This is a genomic window from Shewanella sp. SM55 (assembly GCF_025654025.1).
Taxonomy (GTDB): Bacteria; Pseudomonadota; Gammaproteobacteria; order Enterobacterales; family Shewanellaceae; genus Shewanella; species Shewanella oncorhynchi.
In genome coordinates this window covers 107,792-123,807 of record NZ_JAKKRS010000013.1, presented here as the reverse complement: position 1 = coordinate 123,807, position 16,016 = coordinate 107,792, and the positions used below count along the sequence as shown (strand labels likewise).

Sequence of the window (16,016 nt, the reverse complement as noted above, 5' to 3'; positions counted from 1 at the left end):
TAACCATGAGATTCTATTTTACCCGCATGCGATCGAAAGACATTTGTCCACCAAGACAGCCACTTAAAAAGATTGTGTGGTCATGGATTGGGGCTTTCTGTGGCATTTACTTGGTCGCGAGTCTCGCAAATTATATGAGTGAAAACCTCGTCGACACTATGTTTGTCATTGGCTCGTTTGGTGCGTCGGCTGTGCTAGTCTACGGTGCACCGCTAGCGGAGTTTTCTCAGCCGCGTAACTTGATTGGTGGCAGTGTGTTATCGGCCTTAATTGGGGTCGCAGTGTACCAAGTGTGTGGCGATTATGTGGTGCTGGCCAGCGCCTTAGCGGTATCCCTATCTATCGCATTCATGTACCTGACTCGGACTCTTCATCCTCCGGGCGGCGCAACGGCATTGATTGCCGTGATTGGCGGTGAAAACGTGCATCAACTCGGCTTTCTTTACGCGTTAATGCCAGTGTTCCTCGGCTCAGTATTACTCTTACTGGTCGCGCTGGTGGTCAATAACCTTTCCACCGATCCCAAGCGCCATTACCCTGTGTATTGGATTTAGCGAACTCGTTTTTAAATCTGCCTATTTTAAAAACTTCTGTACATACCAGCAGCTGGCTTGGATAGTAAAGTCTTGGCCTTTAGCCCACTTTAAGCCGTGGCGTACTAAGCGTTCGGCAAGGCCTTTACCGCGCAGTTCGTTGGGGACAAAGGTGCGGCTAAAATCGATATCCTTGCCTGATAATCGGTATCCCAACACGGCTTCATAGCCGTCGACAGGGATAATAAAACGCTGTCTATCCTGTTGATGTTCGATGGCTATTTCGATATTTTCGTTATCTGACATACATGCTTCCCTCAAGGTATGGCCTAAAGTGTGATGGCAATTCGTTATCGATTTGAATAGCTTAAGCGACTTCGTGCTGTTTGAGAATCGCCAGCAGTTCTGTCGGTAACTCGGCTTTTTTACCCGTTTTAAAGTTAAACATCACCGCGACTGAAGTACCTAAGGTGGTCACTGCCTGCTGCTGTTTACTAAAAGCCTGATAATGCATGGTAAATCTATCGCTGTGAATATCGCTAATACTGACACTCACCAATAAAGTATCGGGGAAAGTCACTGGGCGTTTATAGCGAGCCTGATTTTCGCTGATTACGGGGCCAATACCGGATTTATACAGAGTATCTAGCGGGAAGAGGCGATTGAAAAAGTCGATACGTGCCGTTTCAAAATAGCGGAAATACACCACATTATTTACGTGTTGTAGGGCATCCATTTCACCCCATGCAACGGGGATTTCTGTGACTATGGGGTGCTGTGCGAGAAACTTTTCCATTGCCTGTTCTTGTACACCTTCTTGCAACTGTTCTTGTTTAAATCCCATGATAAAAATCCCAAGTTAAAACGCTCGTTTAAGCGGCCAGACTAGCAGCATAAGATTGCTGCGACAAGTCTTGGCCTAAGCTGATACTGTGGCTGATAATGGCAAGCAATGCAGATATGAGTAATGTCTTTAAAGGGTTAGGTTGAGCTATGTATATTGGACAAGTGGCAAAGCAAACTGGGCTGTCGATAAAAGCGATTCGCTTGTATGAGGAGTGGGGGCTTATTGACACTCCCGCACGTCAGGGGCGTTATCGTATTTATAGTGCGGCGGATATTAGGCTGTTGTTGCTGATCAAAGAGGCCAAAGCCCTCGGCATTAAGCTTGTCCAACTAAAAGATTTACTCGAACAAGGCGATAAGCATGCTCAGTTAGCCACAGTACAGGCTTTTTTGTTGGGTATAAAAGCAGATTTTTTACGCCAGATAAGTGAGTTAGAACATAAAGTCACTCAGTTAGATGCCTGTATTGATGGGCTCACCTCCTGTGAGTCGCAGCTGTTACCTTAGGTCTTGACTCTCCCCTTAGGGGCAGAGTTTATGCTATTTGTCACAGTGACTGTTATGGAGTTTCATCGTGGCAAAAAAGATTTTAGTGATCTGTGGTAATCCTAAGGCGCAGAGTTTTTGTGAGCATCTGGCTGAAACCTATGCCCAAGCGGCGGCAGATAAACACTCAGTGAGAATCGTCAAACTAGCTGAGCTGAATTTTGACCCGAATCTGAGCTATGGTTATCGTCAACCTCAGCCACTCGAAGCCGATTTGCAGACGTTTCAAGCGAATATCCAGTGGGCGGAGCATGTGGTGATTGTCACCCCGATTTGGTGGGGCGGTATTCCTGCTAAGTTTAAAGGCTTAATCGATAGGACATTTTTATCTGGGTTTGCATTTAAATATGAGAAAGGTAAATTGATACCCGCTAAGTTGCTGCGCCATAAAACCTCGCGAATTATCATGACTATGGACACGCCGCCTTGGTATTACAAGTGGTTTCAAGGTGCTCCCGCGCTCAAACAGCTTGATACCGCCACCTTAGTATTTAGTGGTTTTAAGCGGGCTAAGTCCAATATGTTGGGGCCAGTGATGAGTGCTAAGGAGCCGCAATTGCAACAATGGCGAGCGTTGGTGCAGCGGCTGGGGAATTTAGGTTTATAGAATCTAGTGAAACAAGGAGTGGGGTGTGATTAAACAAGTGGGCAATACTCTTATTCAGCCAAAACACAGAGCGTCTTGCCATTGCGGTGCCGTGGTATTGGAGTTGTCATTGCCTAATGGCATCGAAAATCCACGCCGTTGCGATTGCTCTATCTGTCGTCGTAAGGGCGCAATGGTTGGCTCTGTGCCGCTGGCGGGGATTAAGATCCTCAAGGGTGAGGAAGTGCTGAAACTCTATGAATTCAATACCAAAACTGCCAAACACTACTTCTGCTCTATCTGCGGTATTTACACCCATCACCAGCGGCGTTCCAATCCCCATGAGTATGGTTACAACATTGGTTGCCTCGAAGGGGTCAATCCATTCGATCTCGAAAATGTGCCCACGAATGATGGCGTTAACCATCCTGCGGATCGTTAGATTATGAACATAGGTCAGTTTGCTGCACTCACAGGGCTGTCGGCGCATACGCTCAGATATTACGAGAAAATTGGCCTACTGCAGTCTGTCGTGCGAAATGGCAGCGGGCATCGTGATTATGCGGCGAAAGAAGCGGAATGGATTGGGTTTATCAATCGCTTAAAAGAAACGGGCATGTCGTTAAAGCAGATATTGACCTATGCCGAGTTGCGTGTCCAAGGCGATGCAACCGCTGGCCAGCGACAGCAGTTGCTCGAGCAACATGCAACACAATTGGCTGAGCGTATTCGCCAAGAGCAGGAGCATTTGGCTGCCCTTAAGCAAAAAATTCACTATTACCAAACTCATTTTTAGTGGCTAAGCTCAGTCGCTAACATTTTGGTTAAATGCTAAAAAGCTAATATTATTTACTTTTCTATTTGCTTGCGCCTCTAGTCGGCGAGTTAAACAGAGGGTTAGTTTTACTGATCCGCATTGCCTGTGTCATCCATCAATGAACCATTGACTTAGAGTTAACTCTAAGGTTTAGGCTGCTTACTGTGATTTAATCCAACAGGAGCTAAAAATGAGTAATCAAAGATATGTGCAGGGCCTCGCTAAACTGACTGAAATCGACGGTGAGGCGGGGGAGAAAGTCATCCGCAGTCTTGCCGATATTTGCCCTGACTTAGGCAAGTACATTATTGAATATCCTTTTGGGGATATTTATCAGCGTGAAGGGCTCGACCTTAAGACGCGGGAGCTAGTGACAGTTGCCGCACTCACGGCGCTAGGGCATTGCCAGCCACAGTTAAACGTACATATTAATGGCGCATTGAATGTCGGTTGTACGCCGCAGGAAATTGTTGAGGTGATATTGCAAATGTCGGTTTATGCTGGCTTTCCTGCTGCACTTAATGGCATGTTTGTCGCTAAAACCGTATTTTCCGAGCAGAAGTTAAGTGTCGTATAGTTAATCCTGAGTCAGGTTTATCGATTTGTAAAAGTGACCATAAGGCCGCTCTGATTTCCTCTCTCAAGTTCATTTTAATTGGATTTAAACTGGCGTTTGGGTGTTGCAGGGCTTTCATTCGACTCTAAGCAGAGCGTTCGACTTTGGCTAGAGATAGCCAAAGTGACCAATGTACCGAGATTGAGTGGCACAGTTGCCATCACTGTGCTTTGCACATTACAGTGGCAAATGTTGCCCGTCTTACTATTTCAATGGAATGTAAAATAATAATGAATTTAATCGGTTACATTGGGGCGGCTCGCCAATACTTGCGAAAGCTCAGTTTACCATCACTGAGTGACATCCGTTTAGGTTTGGGCAAGTTCTGGCGCTGTCTTATCCTAGGGGTTGCTAAGTTATCCTTTGCGCAAAAGCTGTATCTTATTGCTTTGATATTGGCTTTTAGTAGCGAGTTAATGGGGTTGGTCGCTGTGATTGCCGTAATCGCTATGGCCATCGAGTTTTGGCCTGTGTTCGAGCGGGTTTGGCACAGTTTGGCGGGCAAAGCTGTGTTGTTGCTGTTTTATGCGATGATTGCCAACTTTGCTTTGGGCTGGTCTGGCGCGATAGTCAACGAAGTGGTTGGGGTCTCAGCAAGCGATCTCAATTACACCCATAACTTAGCGATTCTACTCTATATGCCCGCTTGGTTTTTGATGGTAAGCGCGATCGTGCTGCTGGCATTGCAGTTGATTATTCCTATCTATTTAATATTGATTTTTTTGCTTAAACCTTTGGGTGTCAAGTCGTTACGGCTTACCTCGCATACTTCATTCCGTAAAACGACTTTTTTGATCCGTATCGTGCTAGCGACTGTGGTTTTGTATCACTTGAGCCTGTTAATTGATTTAGAGACTCGCATTGAAACCTCATTTGGCAGCTTTATTACCTCTCCCCAAGAAGCCGCTAAGCATGCGCCTCGCGAGCCTAAATCGGGACGGTTGCCGGATGCGACCGATGTGCTGACGGTACCGATTGTAGAGCTAACTCAGACTGCTCTTGACTCTGAAAGCGATAAATCGAGCAAGGCTGAGAATAGTAATGATGACAGCGAGCTGGAAGAGGAAGATCGCAAAAAGGCCTACGCCTCAGTGCGAACTCAATATCAGTACTTAGTGCGGCAATGGCTAGCTACGTTCGCATTTTCACTTGAAGCCAATGGCCGCTCGCGTTGTAAAAAGCCTGCCGAGTCGAATGTGATTGAATTAAATGATTACGAGATTTTGTTGATCACACCCGATAAGAATGCGGATTATGGTTATCGTTTTGAGGTGGAAAAATGTATCTCGGCCGCGTTTCCGCTGGCGGTGAAGGGCAATTGAGCCAATTAATAAAAAAGCGACCACAAGGTCGCTTTCGTTTTATCGGCTAAATCAGCTTGAGCTGACTGAGTCGACTATCGTGCTATTCAATAATCGCATTATTCAATCAGCAGCTCATCGAAGCTGCTGATTTTGCGGAACTCGCCAGTGCGTTGCTTGCTGTCGCGAACCATTTGGCAGGTCATCATACCCGCAGCGTCAGCAGCCTTTAATTCTTCAATAACATCAGACACAAACAGCACTTGTTTGGGGCTTAAGCTGATAGTGTTGAGGATATTGCAGTAAGCCTGCTTATCTAATTTGTTGCCCGTACGGGTGTCGAAATGGCCGTTAAACATTTCAGTTAAATCGCCGCCGTCACTGTGGCCGAACAACAGTTTTTGCGCGTCGACTGAGCCGGATGAAAAACTGTAAATACGCAGGTTTTGTGCGCTAAAACGTTTCACCGCTTCAATAAAGTCCGGGAAGATATGGCCCTTAAATTCGCCATGGGCATAGCCTTGTTTCCAAATTAACCCTTGTAAGGTTTTAAGTGGCGTAGCTTTACGGTCTTCGTTGACCCACTGTTGCAGGATCTTAGTTACACGCGCTAAGTCAGCCTCGGGCTCTAGGGCGATATCTTTAGTGTCACAAATACAGTTTTCAACCAATACATTGTGTTGGTTCTGTTCTAAAAAGTCTGGCAAGGCTTTGACAGAATAGGGGAATAGTACATCTTGGATAAAGTTTAGGTCTGTCGTGGTGCCTGCTGTGTCTACGACTATGGCTCTGATACCCATAATGTTTTGATACTCCACAATATGTTGGCTAAAAAATGCAACTCCGATCCTAAGCGTTATTGGTGAAATTGGCTAGTCTATTTCACCCAAACACATGGGCAAATTGTGGGTAATATCACTAAGCGATAAGATTGAAATTTGATTAATCTAGTAATTTTAAAAGCTTATCCACTGATTATCTGAGAAAACACTAACTTGTTACTGGATTTCATCTGGTTTATTGCGCACAAGTTTGTGGTAGACATAAGACTATGGTCTTAATAGCTAAGGGAAATTTAGGCTGCTATTGTAGTTAAAGTCTCTTTACTCCTTTATACCTTGCATGCTGTGGTTTTCGGGAGACGAGACAGTATATTTCACCTGTGAATAGAGAGACCTTACATGAAATATTTACCCGCACTTGGCTTTGGTATCCTATTAGCCTTATTGAGTTTTATCAGCTTCTCATTGGTCGCCAGCGCGGGTTATATGTTGGACATGTTGAGTACGGTGCCTCACATCTCGCATAACAGTGTGGAGTATCTTTTGTTGGCGGCTCACGATGCGAGTTTGCTGATATTGCTTGCAGGTTTAGTGCTTTATGCTTACCACAGGATCTTTCCTAAACTTCCCTTCGATTGGTTTACCGCTGTGCTTATCCAAATGCCCCTTGGCTTGGCGGTACTGGTGTTAGATGGTTTTACTTTAAACCTGTTTTCATTCAAAGGTTTTGCTCTAACGTTGACCACTTTAGCCGCTTCATTTGGGGTGTTAAGCCTCTTTTGGTTGCTTCAACGCAGAGCTAAGCGCTTCGAGGCGAGGTTGAGTAAATAAGCAGAATTTACAGAACATAGCGTAGGCGCAGCGCCGTTTGTTCAACAGGGGATAACGCGAGCCACTGTTCTCGGATTTCCACGGCTTCCTGCGGATAGTCGGTAATGAGCACATCGGCTCCCAGCGCCAACATGCGCAGCATTTGCCGCGGATTATTTACTGTCCATACATGCACTTGCTTACCTCCTTTGTGTGCACGGGCGATAAATTTTTCGTTAGTAATCGATTGATTGACCGCTAAGAATTGTGTATTCGCCTTAATGGGATCGCCAATGGATTGAGTTACGATAAGGCCTGTGTGAATGGAAGGGTCGAGTCGTTGCACTTCTTCAATGGCTCTTGCTTCGAGTGATGTAATGACGACTTGTTGTGTCATTTTCTCTTGTTGCAATAAGGCGACAACGGCCTGTGCCAAGCTGGGATCGGCTTGATTATATTTAAGCTCAATGTTCAAACCGATTTTGTTGCGTGCCTCATTAAGCATCTCTAGTAGTGTTGGTACGGATTCACCTGCAAAGGCGGCACTGTGCCAACTCCCCGCATCGAGTTGTTGTATTTCACTCGCACTGAGGTTGGCAACTCGCCTAGAATCGCCCGCTATGCGCATTAAATCAGCATCGTGCAATACCATTAAGGTGCCATCGGATGCCGTTTGCACATCGATTTCGGCATAATCCGCCTTTTCTGCAATCGCTAAACGCAAAGCCGCAAGGGTATTTTCTGGTGCCCTAGCAGCGCCAGCACGGTGGGCAGTAATCAGGATGTCATCCCTTTGTGGTTCACTATTGAGGGCATATACCCCTAACCCCAACATGATTAAAAAAGTGCCGATCAACACCCCGCTTATCGTATAAATCGACAGTTCAGACGTTCTTTTTACCGTTTGTCGCCCAAGGCGTTCTAACCCTGCGGGTTTTTCTCCCAGTTGGCGGTATAACAGCAATATGATAAAGGCTTCCCCAAACATTCCGAGTAAGGACCATGCCGCGCTGAGCATAAAAATCAGTGCAGAGACGAGGGCCAATATGGCTAATTCTGTCGAAAGTGTCAGCGTAACCCTATCGAGTAAGCTATCGGCACCCCAGGAGATCAGCAGTATTAAGGGATACACCAAAGCACCTATCCTCAACCACCAACCCGCAGCGTGCCACATAATCGGGCGTTCATTGCCTGCGCTTAATTGCCAACTGCGTTTGAGTGCCGTCAAAGCATCGGTCGTTTCACTCACAATAATTGTTAGTGAAAAGGCCGCTTTGGCCCACAGATATAAGGCAACAAGGACATAGATTATCGCTAAGAACGCCATACTCGTTAAGGCGAGATACCAGTCTATAGGCTTGAAATACAAGTAGTAATTGATGTCGTGTCCCTGTAGAAACACGCTGAAAATCAGATATCCTAACCCGATAAAAGGTACGCTGAGCAGCAATAAGCAAGCTGCATAAATGCTACCAAGGCGAATAAATACGGGTAAGCGCGCTGTCGCGAAAATCAGCGCCCGCACTGGGCCAATGGGAATATCGTATAAGCCAGATGCTGCGAGAATAGTGACTCCAGCACGTTGGGTAAAAAACACGGTAAAGCTGCTGAATAGAGTAATGACCATAAACAGCAAGCCATAGGGAGACATGGCAAAGGCGATTAAGTCGTAATTGGTAATGGTGACATTGCCCGTTTTGGCAATCAGATGGCGCAGTAGCCAGCCAAAAGACGGGACGACAATACCCGCCGACACTAAGGTGAATAACAGTTCAAATTCAATGAGTTTTCTACCGCAGCGACGAATGGCTTTAAGCGTGTCATGCCAGTAACTGTGTTCAGGATTGAGCATGCAGCTTCCTTAATCGTGCGAGTTAGGACTGTAATTTAGCAGCGTTTCAGGTTTAAGGTTAGCCATCGAATTTATTACCTTGGGTAAGATGATGATTTATGCCTGTCTGTTGCTTTCGGTGGTGTGCTTTGTAAAACAGATAATTACACTCAATAGTGTATGCCATATAGGGGTACGAACCTTTATAATCCTGATGGATGTAGGGATAACAGGTTGATAGGGACAATGAGTAAGTTTTTTTGGGTACTGATGGCATTTTCATTACTGGCAGTGTTGATTGTGCTGAATTCTACGGGAGTGATAATCCATATCCCAACATCTCGAGTTTTGAATAATATTGCACATATTGCCTCCCCTTTGCTGCTGGTGATTTCTATTGTTGTTGCCAATATTGTGGGTATCGGGATCTTTATCTATTTCAAACATTGGGTATATGTGGTTGTGAGCACGCTGATGGTAATACCTTCTATTTTGTTTTTATGGTTGATTTTTAATATGTTTTAGCCCGTTGCTTTTAAAAATGTTGAGAGGTAAGTCATCGATATTTGCAACCGATTGCTAAATCTCCCAAGATGAAATGCAACCATCGTTAATTCGGCGCGAAAAATGAGTGCTAGCTCAAAGGTTTGTGCATTTGTGGTGGATTGGGATGATATTTGCTGAACTTCGGTGGTACAGGATTATCAGAGGATTAAGCAAGCCTCTGATTTTTATGTTAGCCAAGGAGTTATTGATGAGAAATCCCGTACTTTCAAGCCTTGTTCTTGCCCTGTTTTTGGGGGCTCCACTGGCGAATGCCAATATAGAATCGATCGAAAATCTTCAGGGTATTCGTGCATTACAACAGCAAGCGCCGCAGTTATTAAGCTCAGGTTTACCAAATGAGCAGCAATTTTCACTGCTTAAACAAGCTGGTGTGGATGTGGTGATCAATCTTATGCCGGACAGCAGTAAAGATGCCCACCCTGATGAAGGTAAACTCGTGACTCAGGCCGGAATGGACTATGTGTATATTCCCGTGGATTGGCAAAATCCAAAGGTCGAAGATGTGGAAGCCTTCTTTGCGGCTATGGATCAGCATAAGGGGAAAGATGTATTAGTGCATTGTCTCGCTAATTATCGAGCCTCAGCGTTTGCTTATTTATATCAGTTAAAACAAGGCCAAAATCCCAACATGGCACAGACCATGGCGCCATGGAATGATGAGTTAACGATTTACCCTAAATGGCAAGCGTTACTTACGGAAGTGAGTGCTAAATACGGACATTGATCCTTGGCGACACGCCCTATAATGTGATGGCGCTAATTCGAGGAAGAATGGAATAGCGCCAAAACATAATTTTTATTTGAATTCACTTATCGTCCTAATACAGAATTAAATTTTTTGCCGTTTAGCAAACATTGACATTTAAAGGAAAAATATCAGTGGATATAACACCATTTCTTGATAGGCCTGAATCAGTAAAGGGCTGGATAGATAAATGTATTTCTAATCGAGGTCTCGGATATTGGCTTGTTTATGAGGACACTTCACAGAATGATGATATTCAACTCACGACAACTTTATTACCGATAGTGGGTAGTACCAATAACTTTTCGGATCAAGAATTTGATGAGTTTGAAAATAGCCTGTTTAAAAGTGGCTATTGTTACTTCTTGAATATGGATCAAATCGAAGATGTCATTGACAACTACACAATGCAAAAAGCGCAATGGACAGATAGCGAATTACTTGAAGCTATTCTTTTTTATTTTGAGCGAGACGCGTTTATTTGCCTCTAAAGCGTTAATGAGTGATAGGTAAGGTGACGCATGAGCATTACGGAATGGAATAAAGCTTCGATTTATAATGTTGCATCGTCATAATTGTTTAACGCTAGCCGGTATAGTTGACACAATCAACTAATCTCGATATTGTTGATACAGTCAACTATATCGAGAGCCTTCTATGCCTTCATTGTCACTCAGTGAAACCTTGCACAGATTAGTGCAAGCCTACAAAAAGCAATTGCGTAGTGATATTGCTGCACAAAAGATTGATTTACCTGTCACTCATATCCGTGCCTTGAAGGGGGTTTGTCGTAATCCTGAATCGACGGCCCAGTCTATCGCCCTGCGTATGCAGCGGGATAAAGCACAAATTACCCGTGTTCTTAATGAGCTACAGCAGAGTGGGTTGATCACTAAAATCGATAACCCTAAGGATGGCCGCAGTCAGTTGCTGCGACCCACGGCTGAGGGGGAAAAGATCATGACTCAGATCAATGCCTCAGAACGTAAAACCGTGGCGCGCATGACGCAGGCGCTCAGTTCAGACGAAGTCGATACTTTTATTAAACTTGCCAATAGGATCAGTAAAAGTGTGGATGATGCCGCTGCCGCCAAAAGTGAAACTGATTGCCTTACTCAAAAAAGACCATCTAGTAAGCCAAAAGATACGGCTGGAAAAGGAGCCATTGAGTTGCGCTTAACGGCAGAAAACGCAATAGGAGAAAATCATAATGAATAAACCTGCACCACGTGAGCTAGAAGTGATCCGCTCGACTTATATCACTCCGCATATGTTACGCATCACCTTAGGCGGTGCGGGATTGGCTGGGTTTCCTGCCGATCAAGAGAGTGCCTATATCAAGTTGTTATTCCCACAAGCGGGTGAGCGTCCATTAATGCGAACTTACACTATCCGTCAGCAACGCGATGATGAAATCGATGTGGATTTTGTGCTGCACGATACCGACGGCCCCGCATCGAGTTGGGCGAAAACGGCGCAGGTGGGCGAACTCATTCAAATTGGCGGACCCGGACTTAAAAAACTGATCAACTTTGAGGCGGATTGGTTTTTACTCGCAGGTGATATGACAGCCTTACCCGCCATTAGCGTGAACTTAGCGCAATTACCAAAGGATGCCGTGGGTTATGCCGTGATTGAAGTATTGAGCGAAGCCGACATTCAACCTCTCGTGCATCCTGAACATGTCGAGCTGCATTGGGTGATCAATCCTGAGGCCGATCCCGAAGGTCGCCCTTTGGTTGAGCGAATAGCCCAATTACCTTGGCTTGCTGGCGAGCCTGCCGTATGGATTGCCTGTGAATTTAATAGTATGCGCGCGTTAAGAAGACACTTTAAGCAAGCGCATGCATTGCCTAAGAGTCATTTTTATACCTCGAGCTATTGGAAAATAGGCTGTAACGAAGGTGAGCATAAGCTGGTAAAGCAAGAAGATGAGCTGTTAGAAAATGGGGCCAGTGTTTAAATTCAGATAAGGTCGCCAAGTTTGATTGAGCGACCTTATCTAACCTTCGCTTATGCCGTTTATGCTGCTGATGCACCTATTATTGATGGATCTATGCTACTGGTGAACTAGCTTGCCATTCTTCACTACATCTTTGCAGGGATTGACGCCGTAGCTGTAGGCCAACTGTGCAGGCGTGGCGATATCCCACAGACAAAAATCGGCTTGTTTGCCAACGACTAAACTGCCAACAGTGTCTTCAATTCCGAGTGCTTTGGCGGCATTTAAGGTGAGTCCTGTTAGGGCTTCTTCTGGTGTTAAACGGAACAAGGTGCAGCCCATATTCAGCATCAACAGGGTTGAGCAAATGGGGGATGAACCTGGGTTAAAATCGCTGGCGAGTACCATAGGTACGCCGTATTGGCGCAATAAATCGATAGGTGGTTTTTGGGTTTCCCGCAAAAAGTAAAAGGCGCCCGGCAGTAGTACGGCGCAGGTGCCGCTTTCACTTAAGGCTTTTACGCCTGTCTCATCTAAATATTCGATATGATCTACAGACTTAGCACCAAGACGTGCGGCCAGTGCACTGCCACCCATATTAGTTAACTGCTCGGCATGGAGCTTAATCTCTAAGCCCGCCGCTTTGGCTGCGCTGAGTACCCGTTCGGTTTGCTCAAGGTTAAAGGCGATATTCTCGCAGAACACATCTACCGCATCGGCGAGGTTTTCGGCGATCACTGCGGGCAGCATCTTATTGATAATTAAGTCGACGTAGCCGTCGCTATTGTCTTTATATTCTGGCGGAATCGCATGGGCGCCAAGGAATGTGGTCTTCACATCTACATGGTGATGCTTGCCGAGCTCGCGGGCGACACGCAGGATTTTCAATTCAGTTTCAGTATCTAAGCCGTAACCCGATTTGATCTCAACCGTAGTCACCCCTTCTTTGGCCAGCGCGTTTAAACGCTGACGGCCGAGTTCAAATAATTCTGCTTCATCCGCTTCGCGGCAAGCTTTAACGGTTGAAATAATACCTCCACCTGCACGAGCAATTTCTTCGTAACTGGCGCCCTGTAGGCGTAACTCAAATTCATTGGCGCGATTACCGGCAAAGATTAAGTGGGTGTGGGCGTCAATTAATCCTGGGGTGATCCAACCGCCTTTGCCCCTGTAAACGGGAATTGACAACACATCGAAGGCGGGCAGTTCGCTGCGGGGGCCAAGCCAAGCAATTTTGCCATCTTTTACTGCGATGGCCGCGTTGGTGATCGAACCATAAGGTGCTGATACGGAAGGGTCCATTGTGGCTAAGTTAACGTCTATCCAAACCTGATCCCAAGACATGTATTCCCCTTGCTGTGCTGGCAGATGTTAACCAAGTGATTAACGGTTTATTAAATTTATGTGAGCTGGCTTGTATTTACTTGTATATACAAGCTAGGATTGTAGCCGCAATTTTGAACGTTTGAAAGAGTGAATAGCACCTAGATTCTAGCGCTTTATATTGAGGAAATGTTTTGGCTACACCTAAGTTTGCAGAAATTAAGCAATACATTATCTCCTCTATCGAGTCGGGTGAGTGGGAAGAGCATGCTCGCGTGCCTTCTGAGAATCAGCTTGCCGATTTGTTTACCTGCAGCCGAATGACGGCGCGACGTGCGTTAACCGAACTGACGGATAGCGGTGTGCTTGAGCGTTCTCAAGGGCTAGGCACCTTCGTCGCAGGGTGTAAATCCCAGTCGTCTATGTTGGCGATCCGCAATATTGCCGATGAGATAAAAGACCGCGGCCACGGCTATAGCGTGCAGCAATGGGTGTTAGAACAAGTCGTGGCGAGTACGAGTATCGCAATTTCCCTTGGGCTTGAGCACGGTGCGACAGTCTTCCATTCGATCTTAGTGCATTGCGAGCAGGGCTTACCGTTGCAAGTTGAAGAGCGTTATGTGAATCCTGAGCTGGTACCCGATTATTTATTGCAGGATTTTACCCAGCAGACACCCCACGAATATTTGTCCCAAGTGGCACCGCTGACCGAGGCGCATCACACGATTGAAGCGATTATCGCCAGTGAAGCATTACAGCAAAGGCTCGAAATCCCCGCCACTGAGCCCTGTTTACAGATTTTACGCCGCACTTGGTCACGCCAAGGCGTCGTGAGTTTCGCAAAATTAGTTCACCCAGGTAGCCGCTTTAAACTCGGCGGCCACTTAACCTTTAGCAAGTAACGCCAGTGGCGTGATTAACAGATGTAAATCAGTAACTTTGATAGCTGTACCCTTATAAGTTAAAAGATAAAAACACAATAAAAACAATAGTGCTAACCCGTATTAGCGACTTAGCGAATACGAGTTAGCACCACAGGTTGAAAGAGGAAAATTCAATGGATAAGCGCCACGACCCAAGCCGCCGTATTATTGCACCGCATGGCACACAATTAAGCTGTAAGAGTTGGCTCACAGAAGCGCCAATGCGTATGTTAATGAACAACTTACATCCAGATGTCGCCGAGCGCCCAGAAGACTTAGTCGTCTATGGCGGTATTGGCCGCGCCGCCCGCGATTGGGATTGCTACGACAAAATCATCGAAGTCTTACAACGCCTCGAAGACGACGAAACCTTATTAGTGCAATCGGGCAAACCTGTGGGCGTATTTCGCACCCATGCGGATGCACCGCGCGTACTGATTGCTAACTCAAACCTAGTGCCACATTGGGCGAACTGGGAACATTTCAACGAGTTAGATAAGCTAGGTTTGGCCATGTACGGCCAGATGACGGCGGGTTCGTGGATCTACATTGGTACTCAAGGCATAGTCCAAGGTACTTACGAGACCTTTGTGTCGGTCGCAAAACAGCACTTTGAGGGTATCTCTAAAGGCAAATGGATCCTCACTGGCGGGTTAGGTGGCATGGGCGGCGCACAAACGCTGGCGGGCACTATGGCTGGCTTCTCAGTGTTAGCCTGTGAAGTCGACGAAACCCGCATCGATTTCCGTCAGCGTACTCGCTATGTTGACAAAAAAGCTACTTCGCTCGATGAAGCATTAGCCATGATTGAAGAAGCGAACCAAGCTGGTAAGCCAGTATCAGTGGGCTTATTAGCGAATGCCGCCGATGTGTTTGCTGAATTAGTTAAACGCGGCGTTACCCCTGATGTGGTGACCGACCAAACCTCTGCACACGACCCATTAAACGGTTATCTGCCGCAGGGTTGGACTATGGCTGAGGCTGCGGCCATGCGTAAAACCGACGAAGCTGCTGTGGTTAAGGCGGCGAAAGCCTCGATGGCGGTGCAAGTACAAGCCATGCTCGACCTGCAAGCCGCGGGTGCAGCCACGCTCGATTACGGTAACAACATTCGCCAAATGGCGTTTGAAATGGGCGTTGAAAATGCCTTCGATTTCCCAGGTTTTGTACCTGCTTATATTCGCCCACTGTTCTGTGAAGGCATTGGCCCGTTCCGCTGGGTGGCGTTATCTGGCGATCCCGAAGATATCTACAAAACCGACGCTAAAGTCAAAGAACTGATCCCAGATAATCCACACCTGCACAATTGGTTAGACATGGCGCGCGAACGTATTGCCTTCCAAGGTCTGCCTGCGCGTATTTGCTGGGTGGGCTTAAAAGATCGCGCTCGCTTGGCGTTAGCTTTCAACGAAATGGTTAAAAACGGTGAGTTGTCGGCGCCCGTGGTAATCGGTCGCGACCACTTAGATTCTGGCTCAGTGGCCAGCCCGAACCGGGAAACCGAATCTATGCTGGACGGCTCTGATGCAGTATCCGATTGGCCATTACTGAACGCACTACTCAACACCGCCAGCGGCGCAACTTGGGTGTCTTTGCACCACGGCGGCGGCGTCGGCATGGGCTTTAGCCAACATTCGGGTGTGGTCATTGTGTGTGACGGCACAGATGCGGCGGCAAAACGGGTTGGCCGCGTGTTGTGGAATGACCCAGCGACAGGCGTGATGCGCCATGCCGATGCGGGCTACGAGATTGCGAAAAACTGCGCCAAGGAGCAGGGCCTCGATTTACCTATGCAAGACTAGCCGATGCTAACGACTCAATAACAATAATAACTAAAAGCTTGGAGCT

At 46.5% G+C, this 16,016-nt stretch carries 20 protein-coding genes; 15 read left to right on the top strand and 5 right to left on the bottom strand.

Annotated elements, in window-relative coordinates; translation table 11 throughout:
• Positions 1 to 5: 5 nt before the first annotated feature.
• Positions 6 to 554 carry an HPP family protein gene (locus L5L91_RS16200; protein WP_105250927.1) on the top strand — a complete coding sequence of 183 codons (549 nt, stop codon included), beginning with the start codon at positions 6 to 8 and terminating at the stop codon, positions 552 to 554.
• A gap of 21 nt (positions 555 to 575) precedes the next feature.
• Here L5L91_RS16200 and L5L91_RS16195 read toward each other — a convergent pair whose 3' ends face one another.
• Both L5L91_RS16195 and L5L91_RS16190 read right to left on the bottom strand, forming a co-directional pair.
• On the bottom strand, positions 576 to 839 hold the full coding sequence (locus L5L91_RS16195) for a GNAT family N-acetyltransferase (RefSeq protein ID WP_263237121.1): 264 nt from the start codon (positions 837 to 839) through the stop codon (positions 576 to 578).
• Positions 840 to 900: 61 nt separating this feature from the next.
• Positions 901 to 1,329 carry an acyl-CoA thioesterase gene (locus L5L91_RS16190; protein ID WP_259528795.1) on the bottom strand — a complete coding sequence of 143 codons (429 nt, stop codon included), beginning with the start codon at positions 1,327 to 1,329 and terminating at the stop codon, positions 901 to 903.
• A gap of 197 nt (positions 1,330 to 1,526) precedes the next feature.
• On the opposite strand from L5L91_RS16190, the gene L5L91_RS16185 reads away from it, so the two are divergent.
• The 6 genes from L5L91_RS16185 (at position 1,527) to L5L91_RS16160 (ending at position 5,266) form a co-directional block, all read left to right on the top strand.
• The gene (locus tag L5L91_RS16185) at positions 1,527 to 1,886 is read left to right on the top strand and encodes a MerR family transcriptional regulator (RefSeq protein ID WP_263142261.1); all 360 of its coding nucleotides are present in this window, start codon (positions 1,527 to 1,529) and stop codon (positions 1,884 to 1,886) included.
• 67 nt (positions 1,887 to 1,953) lie between these two features.
• Positions 1,954 to 2,532, top strand: coding sequence for an NAD(P)H-dependent oxidoreductase (locus L5L91_RS16180; RefSeq protein WP_263142259.1), 579 nt, complete (start codon positions 1,954 to 1,956; stop codon positions 2,530 to 2,532).
• Positions 2,533 to 2,557: 25 nt separating this feature from the next.
• Positions 2,558 to 2,953 (top strand): GFA family protein, encoded by a 396-nt coding sequence (locus tag L5L91_RS16175; protein WP_263142257.1) that lies wholly within the window; start codon positions 2,558 to 2,560, stop codon positions 2,951 to 2,953.
• A 3-nt stretch (positions 2,954 to 2,956) separates the two neighbouring features.
• The gene (locus L5L91_RS16170) at positions 2,957 to 3,307 is read left to right on the top strand and encodes a MerR family transcriptional regulator (protein ID WP_263142256.1); all 351 of its coding nucleotides are present in this window, start codon (positions 2,957 to 2,959) and stop codon (positions 3,305 to 3,307) included.
• Between the two features lie 211 nt (positions 3,308 to 3,518).
• Positions 3,519 to 3,905 (top strand): carboxymuconolactone decarboxylase family protein, encoded by a 387-nt coding sequence (locus tag L5L91_RS16165; protein WP_263237119.1) that lies wholly within the window; start codon positions 3,519 to 3,521, stop codon positions 3,903 to 3,905.
• Between the two features lie 269 nt (positions 3,906 to 4,174).
• Complete coding sequence (locus L5L91_RS16160) at positions 4,175 to 5,266, top strand: hypothetical protein (RefSeq protein WP_263173715.1); 1,092 nt, start codon at positions 4,175 to 4,177, stop codon at positions 5,264 to 5,266.
• A gap of 98 nt (positions 5,267 to 5,364) precedes the next feature.
• Here the strand turns inward: L5L91_RS16160 and mtnC are convergent, their stop codons facing one another.
• Positions 5,365 to 6,045, bottom strand: coding sequence for an acireductone synthase (mtnC, locus tag L5L91_RS16155; protein WP_263237118.1), 681 nt, complete (start codon positions 6,043 to 6,045; stop codon positions 5,365 to 5,367).
• 381 nt (positions 6,046 to 6,426) lie between these two features.
• Between mtnC and L5L91_RS16150 the strand changes: the two genes are divergently transcribed.
• Entirely contained in the window at positions 6,427 to 6,858 is a 432-nt protein-coding gene (locus L5L91_RS16150) for a hypothetical protein (RefSeq protein WP_263237116.1), read from the top strand.
• 7 nt (positions 6,859 to 6,865) lie between these two features.
• Here the strand turns inward: L5L91_RS16150 and L5L91_RS16145 are convergent, their stop codons facing one another.
• On the bottom strand, positions 6,866 to 8,689 hold the full coding sequence (locus L5L91_RS16145) for a glycerophosphodiester phosphodiesterase (RefSeq protein WP_263237114.1): 1,824 nt from the start codon (positions 8,687 to 8,689) through the stop codon (positions 6,866 to 6,868).
• A gap of 225 nt (positions 8,690 to 8,914) precedes the next feature.
• Here L5L91_RS16145 and L5L91_RS16140 point away from each other — a divergent pair, with 225 nt between their 5' ends.
• The 5 genes from L5L91_RS16140 (at position 8,915) to L5L91_RS16120 (ending at position 11,943) form a co-directional block, all read left to right on the top strand.
• Positions 8,915 to 9,193 carry a hypothetical protein gene (locus tag L5L91_RS16140; RefSeq protein WP_263164109.1) on the top strand — a complete coding sequence of 93 codons (279 nt, stop codon included), beginning with the start codon at positions 8,915 to 8,917 and terminating at the stop codon, positions 9,191 to 9,193.
• Positions 9,194 to 9,422: 229 nt separating this feature from the next.
• Positions 9,423 to 9,959: a protein tyrosine phosphatase family protein gene (locus tag L5L91_RS16135; protein WP_014611817.1), complete on the top strand. Its 537-nt coding sequence runs from the start codon at positions 9,423 to 9,425 to the stop codon at positions 9,957 to 9,959.
• A 155-nt stretch (positions 9,960 to 10,114) separates the two neighbouring features.
• On the top strand, positions 10,115 to 10,471 hold the full coding sequence (locus L5L91_RS16130; protein ID WP_263164106.1) for a hypothetical protein: 357 nt from the start codon (positions 10,115 to 10,117) through the stop codon (positions 10,469 to 10,471).
• Between the two features lie 166 nt (positions 10,472 to 10,637).
• A complete protein-coding gene (locus L5L91_RS16125) occupies positions 10,638 to 11,198 on the top strand; it encodes a MarR family winged helix-turn-helix transcriptional regulator (RefSeq protein WP_263147165.1) in 561 nt (186 codons plus the stop codon).
• Entirely contained in the window at positions 11,191 to 11,943 is a 753-nt protein-coding gene (locus tag L5L91_RS16120) for a siderophore-interacting protein (RefSeq protein WP_263147162.1), read from the top strand. The genes L5L91_RS16125 and L5L91_RS16120 overlap by 8 nt, the downstream gene beginning before the upstream one ends.
• Before the next feature lie 96 nt (positions 11,944 to 12,039).
• Here the strand turns inward: L5L91_RS16120 and hutI are convergent, their stop codons facing one another.
• Entirely contained in the window at positions 12,040 to 13,266 is a 1,227-nt protein-coding gene (hutI, locus tag L5L91_RS16115; protein ID WP_263185047.1) for an imidazolonepropionase, read from the bottom strand.
• A gap of 173 nt (positions 13,267 to 13,439) precedes the next feature.
• Between hutI and hutC the strand changes: the two genes are divergently transcribed.
• Positions 13,440 to 14,147, top strand: coding sequence for a histidine utilization repressor (hutC, locus tag L5L91_RS16110; protein ID WP_263147157.1), 708 nt, complete (start codon positions 13,440 to 13,442; stop codon positions 14,145 to 14,147).
• Positions 14,148 to 14,302: 155 nt separating this feature from the next.
• Complete coding sequence (gene hutU / locus L5L91_RS16105; RefSeq protein ID WP_263237113.1) at positions 14,303 to 15,970, top strand: urocanate hydratase; 1,668 nt, start codon at positions 14,303 to 14,305, stop codon at positions 15,968 to 15,970.
• Positions 15,971 to 16,016: the final 46 nt, after the last annotated feature.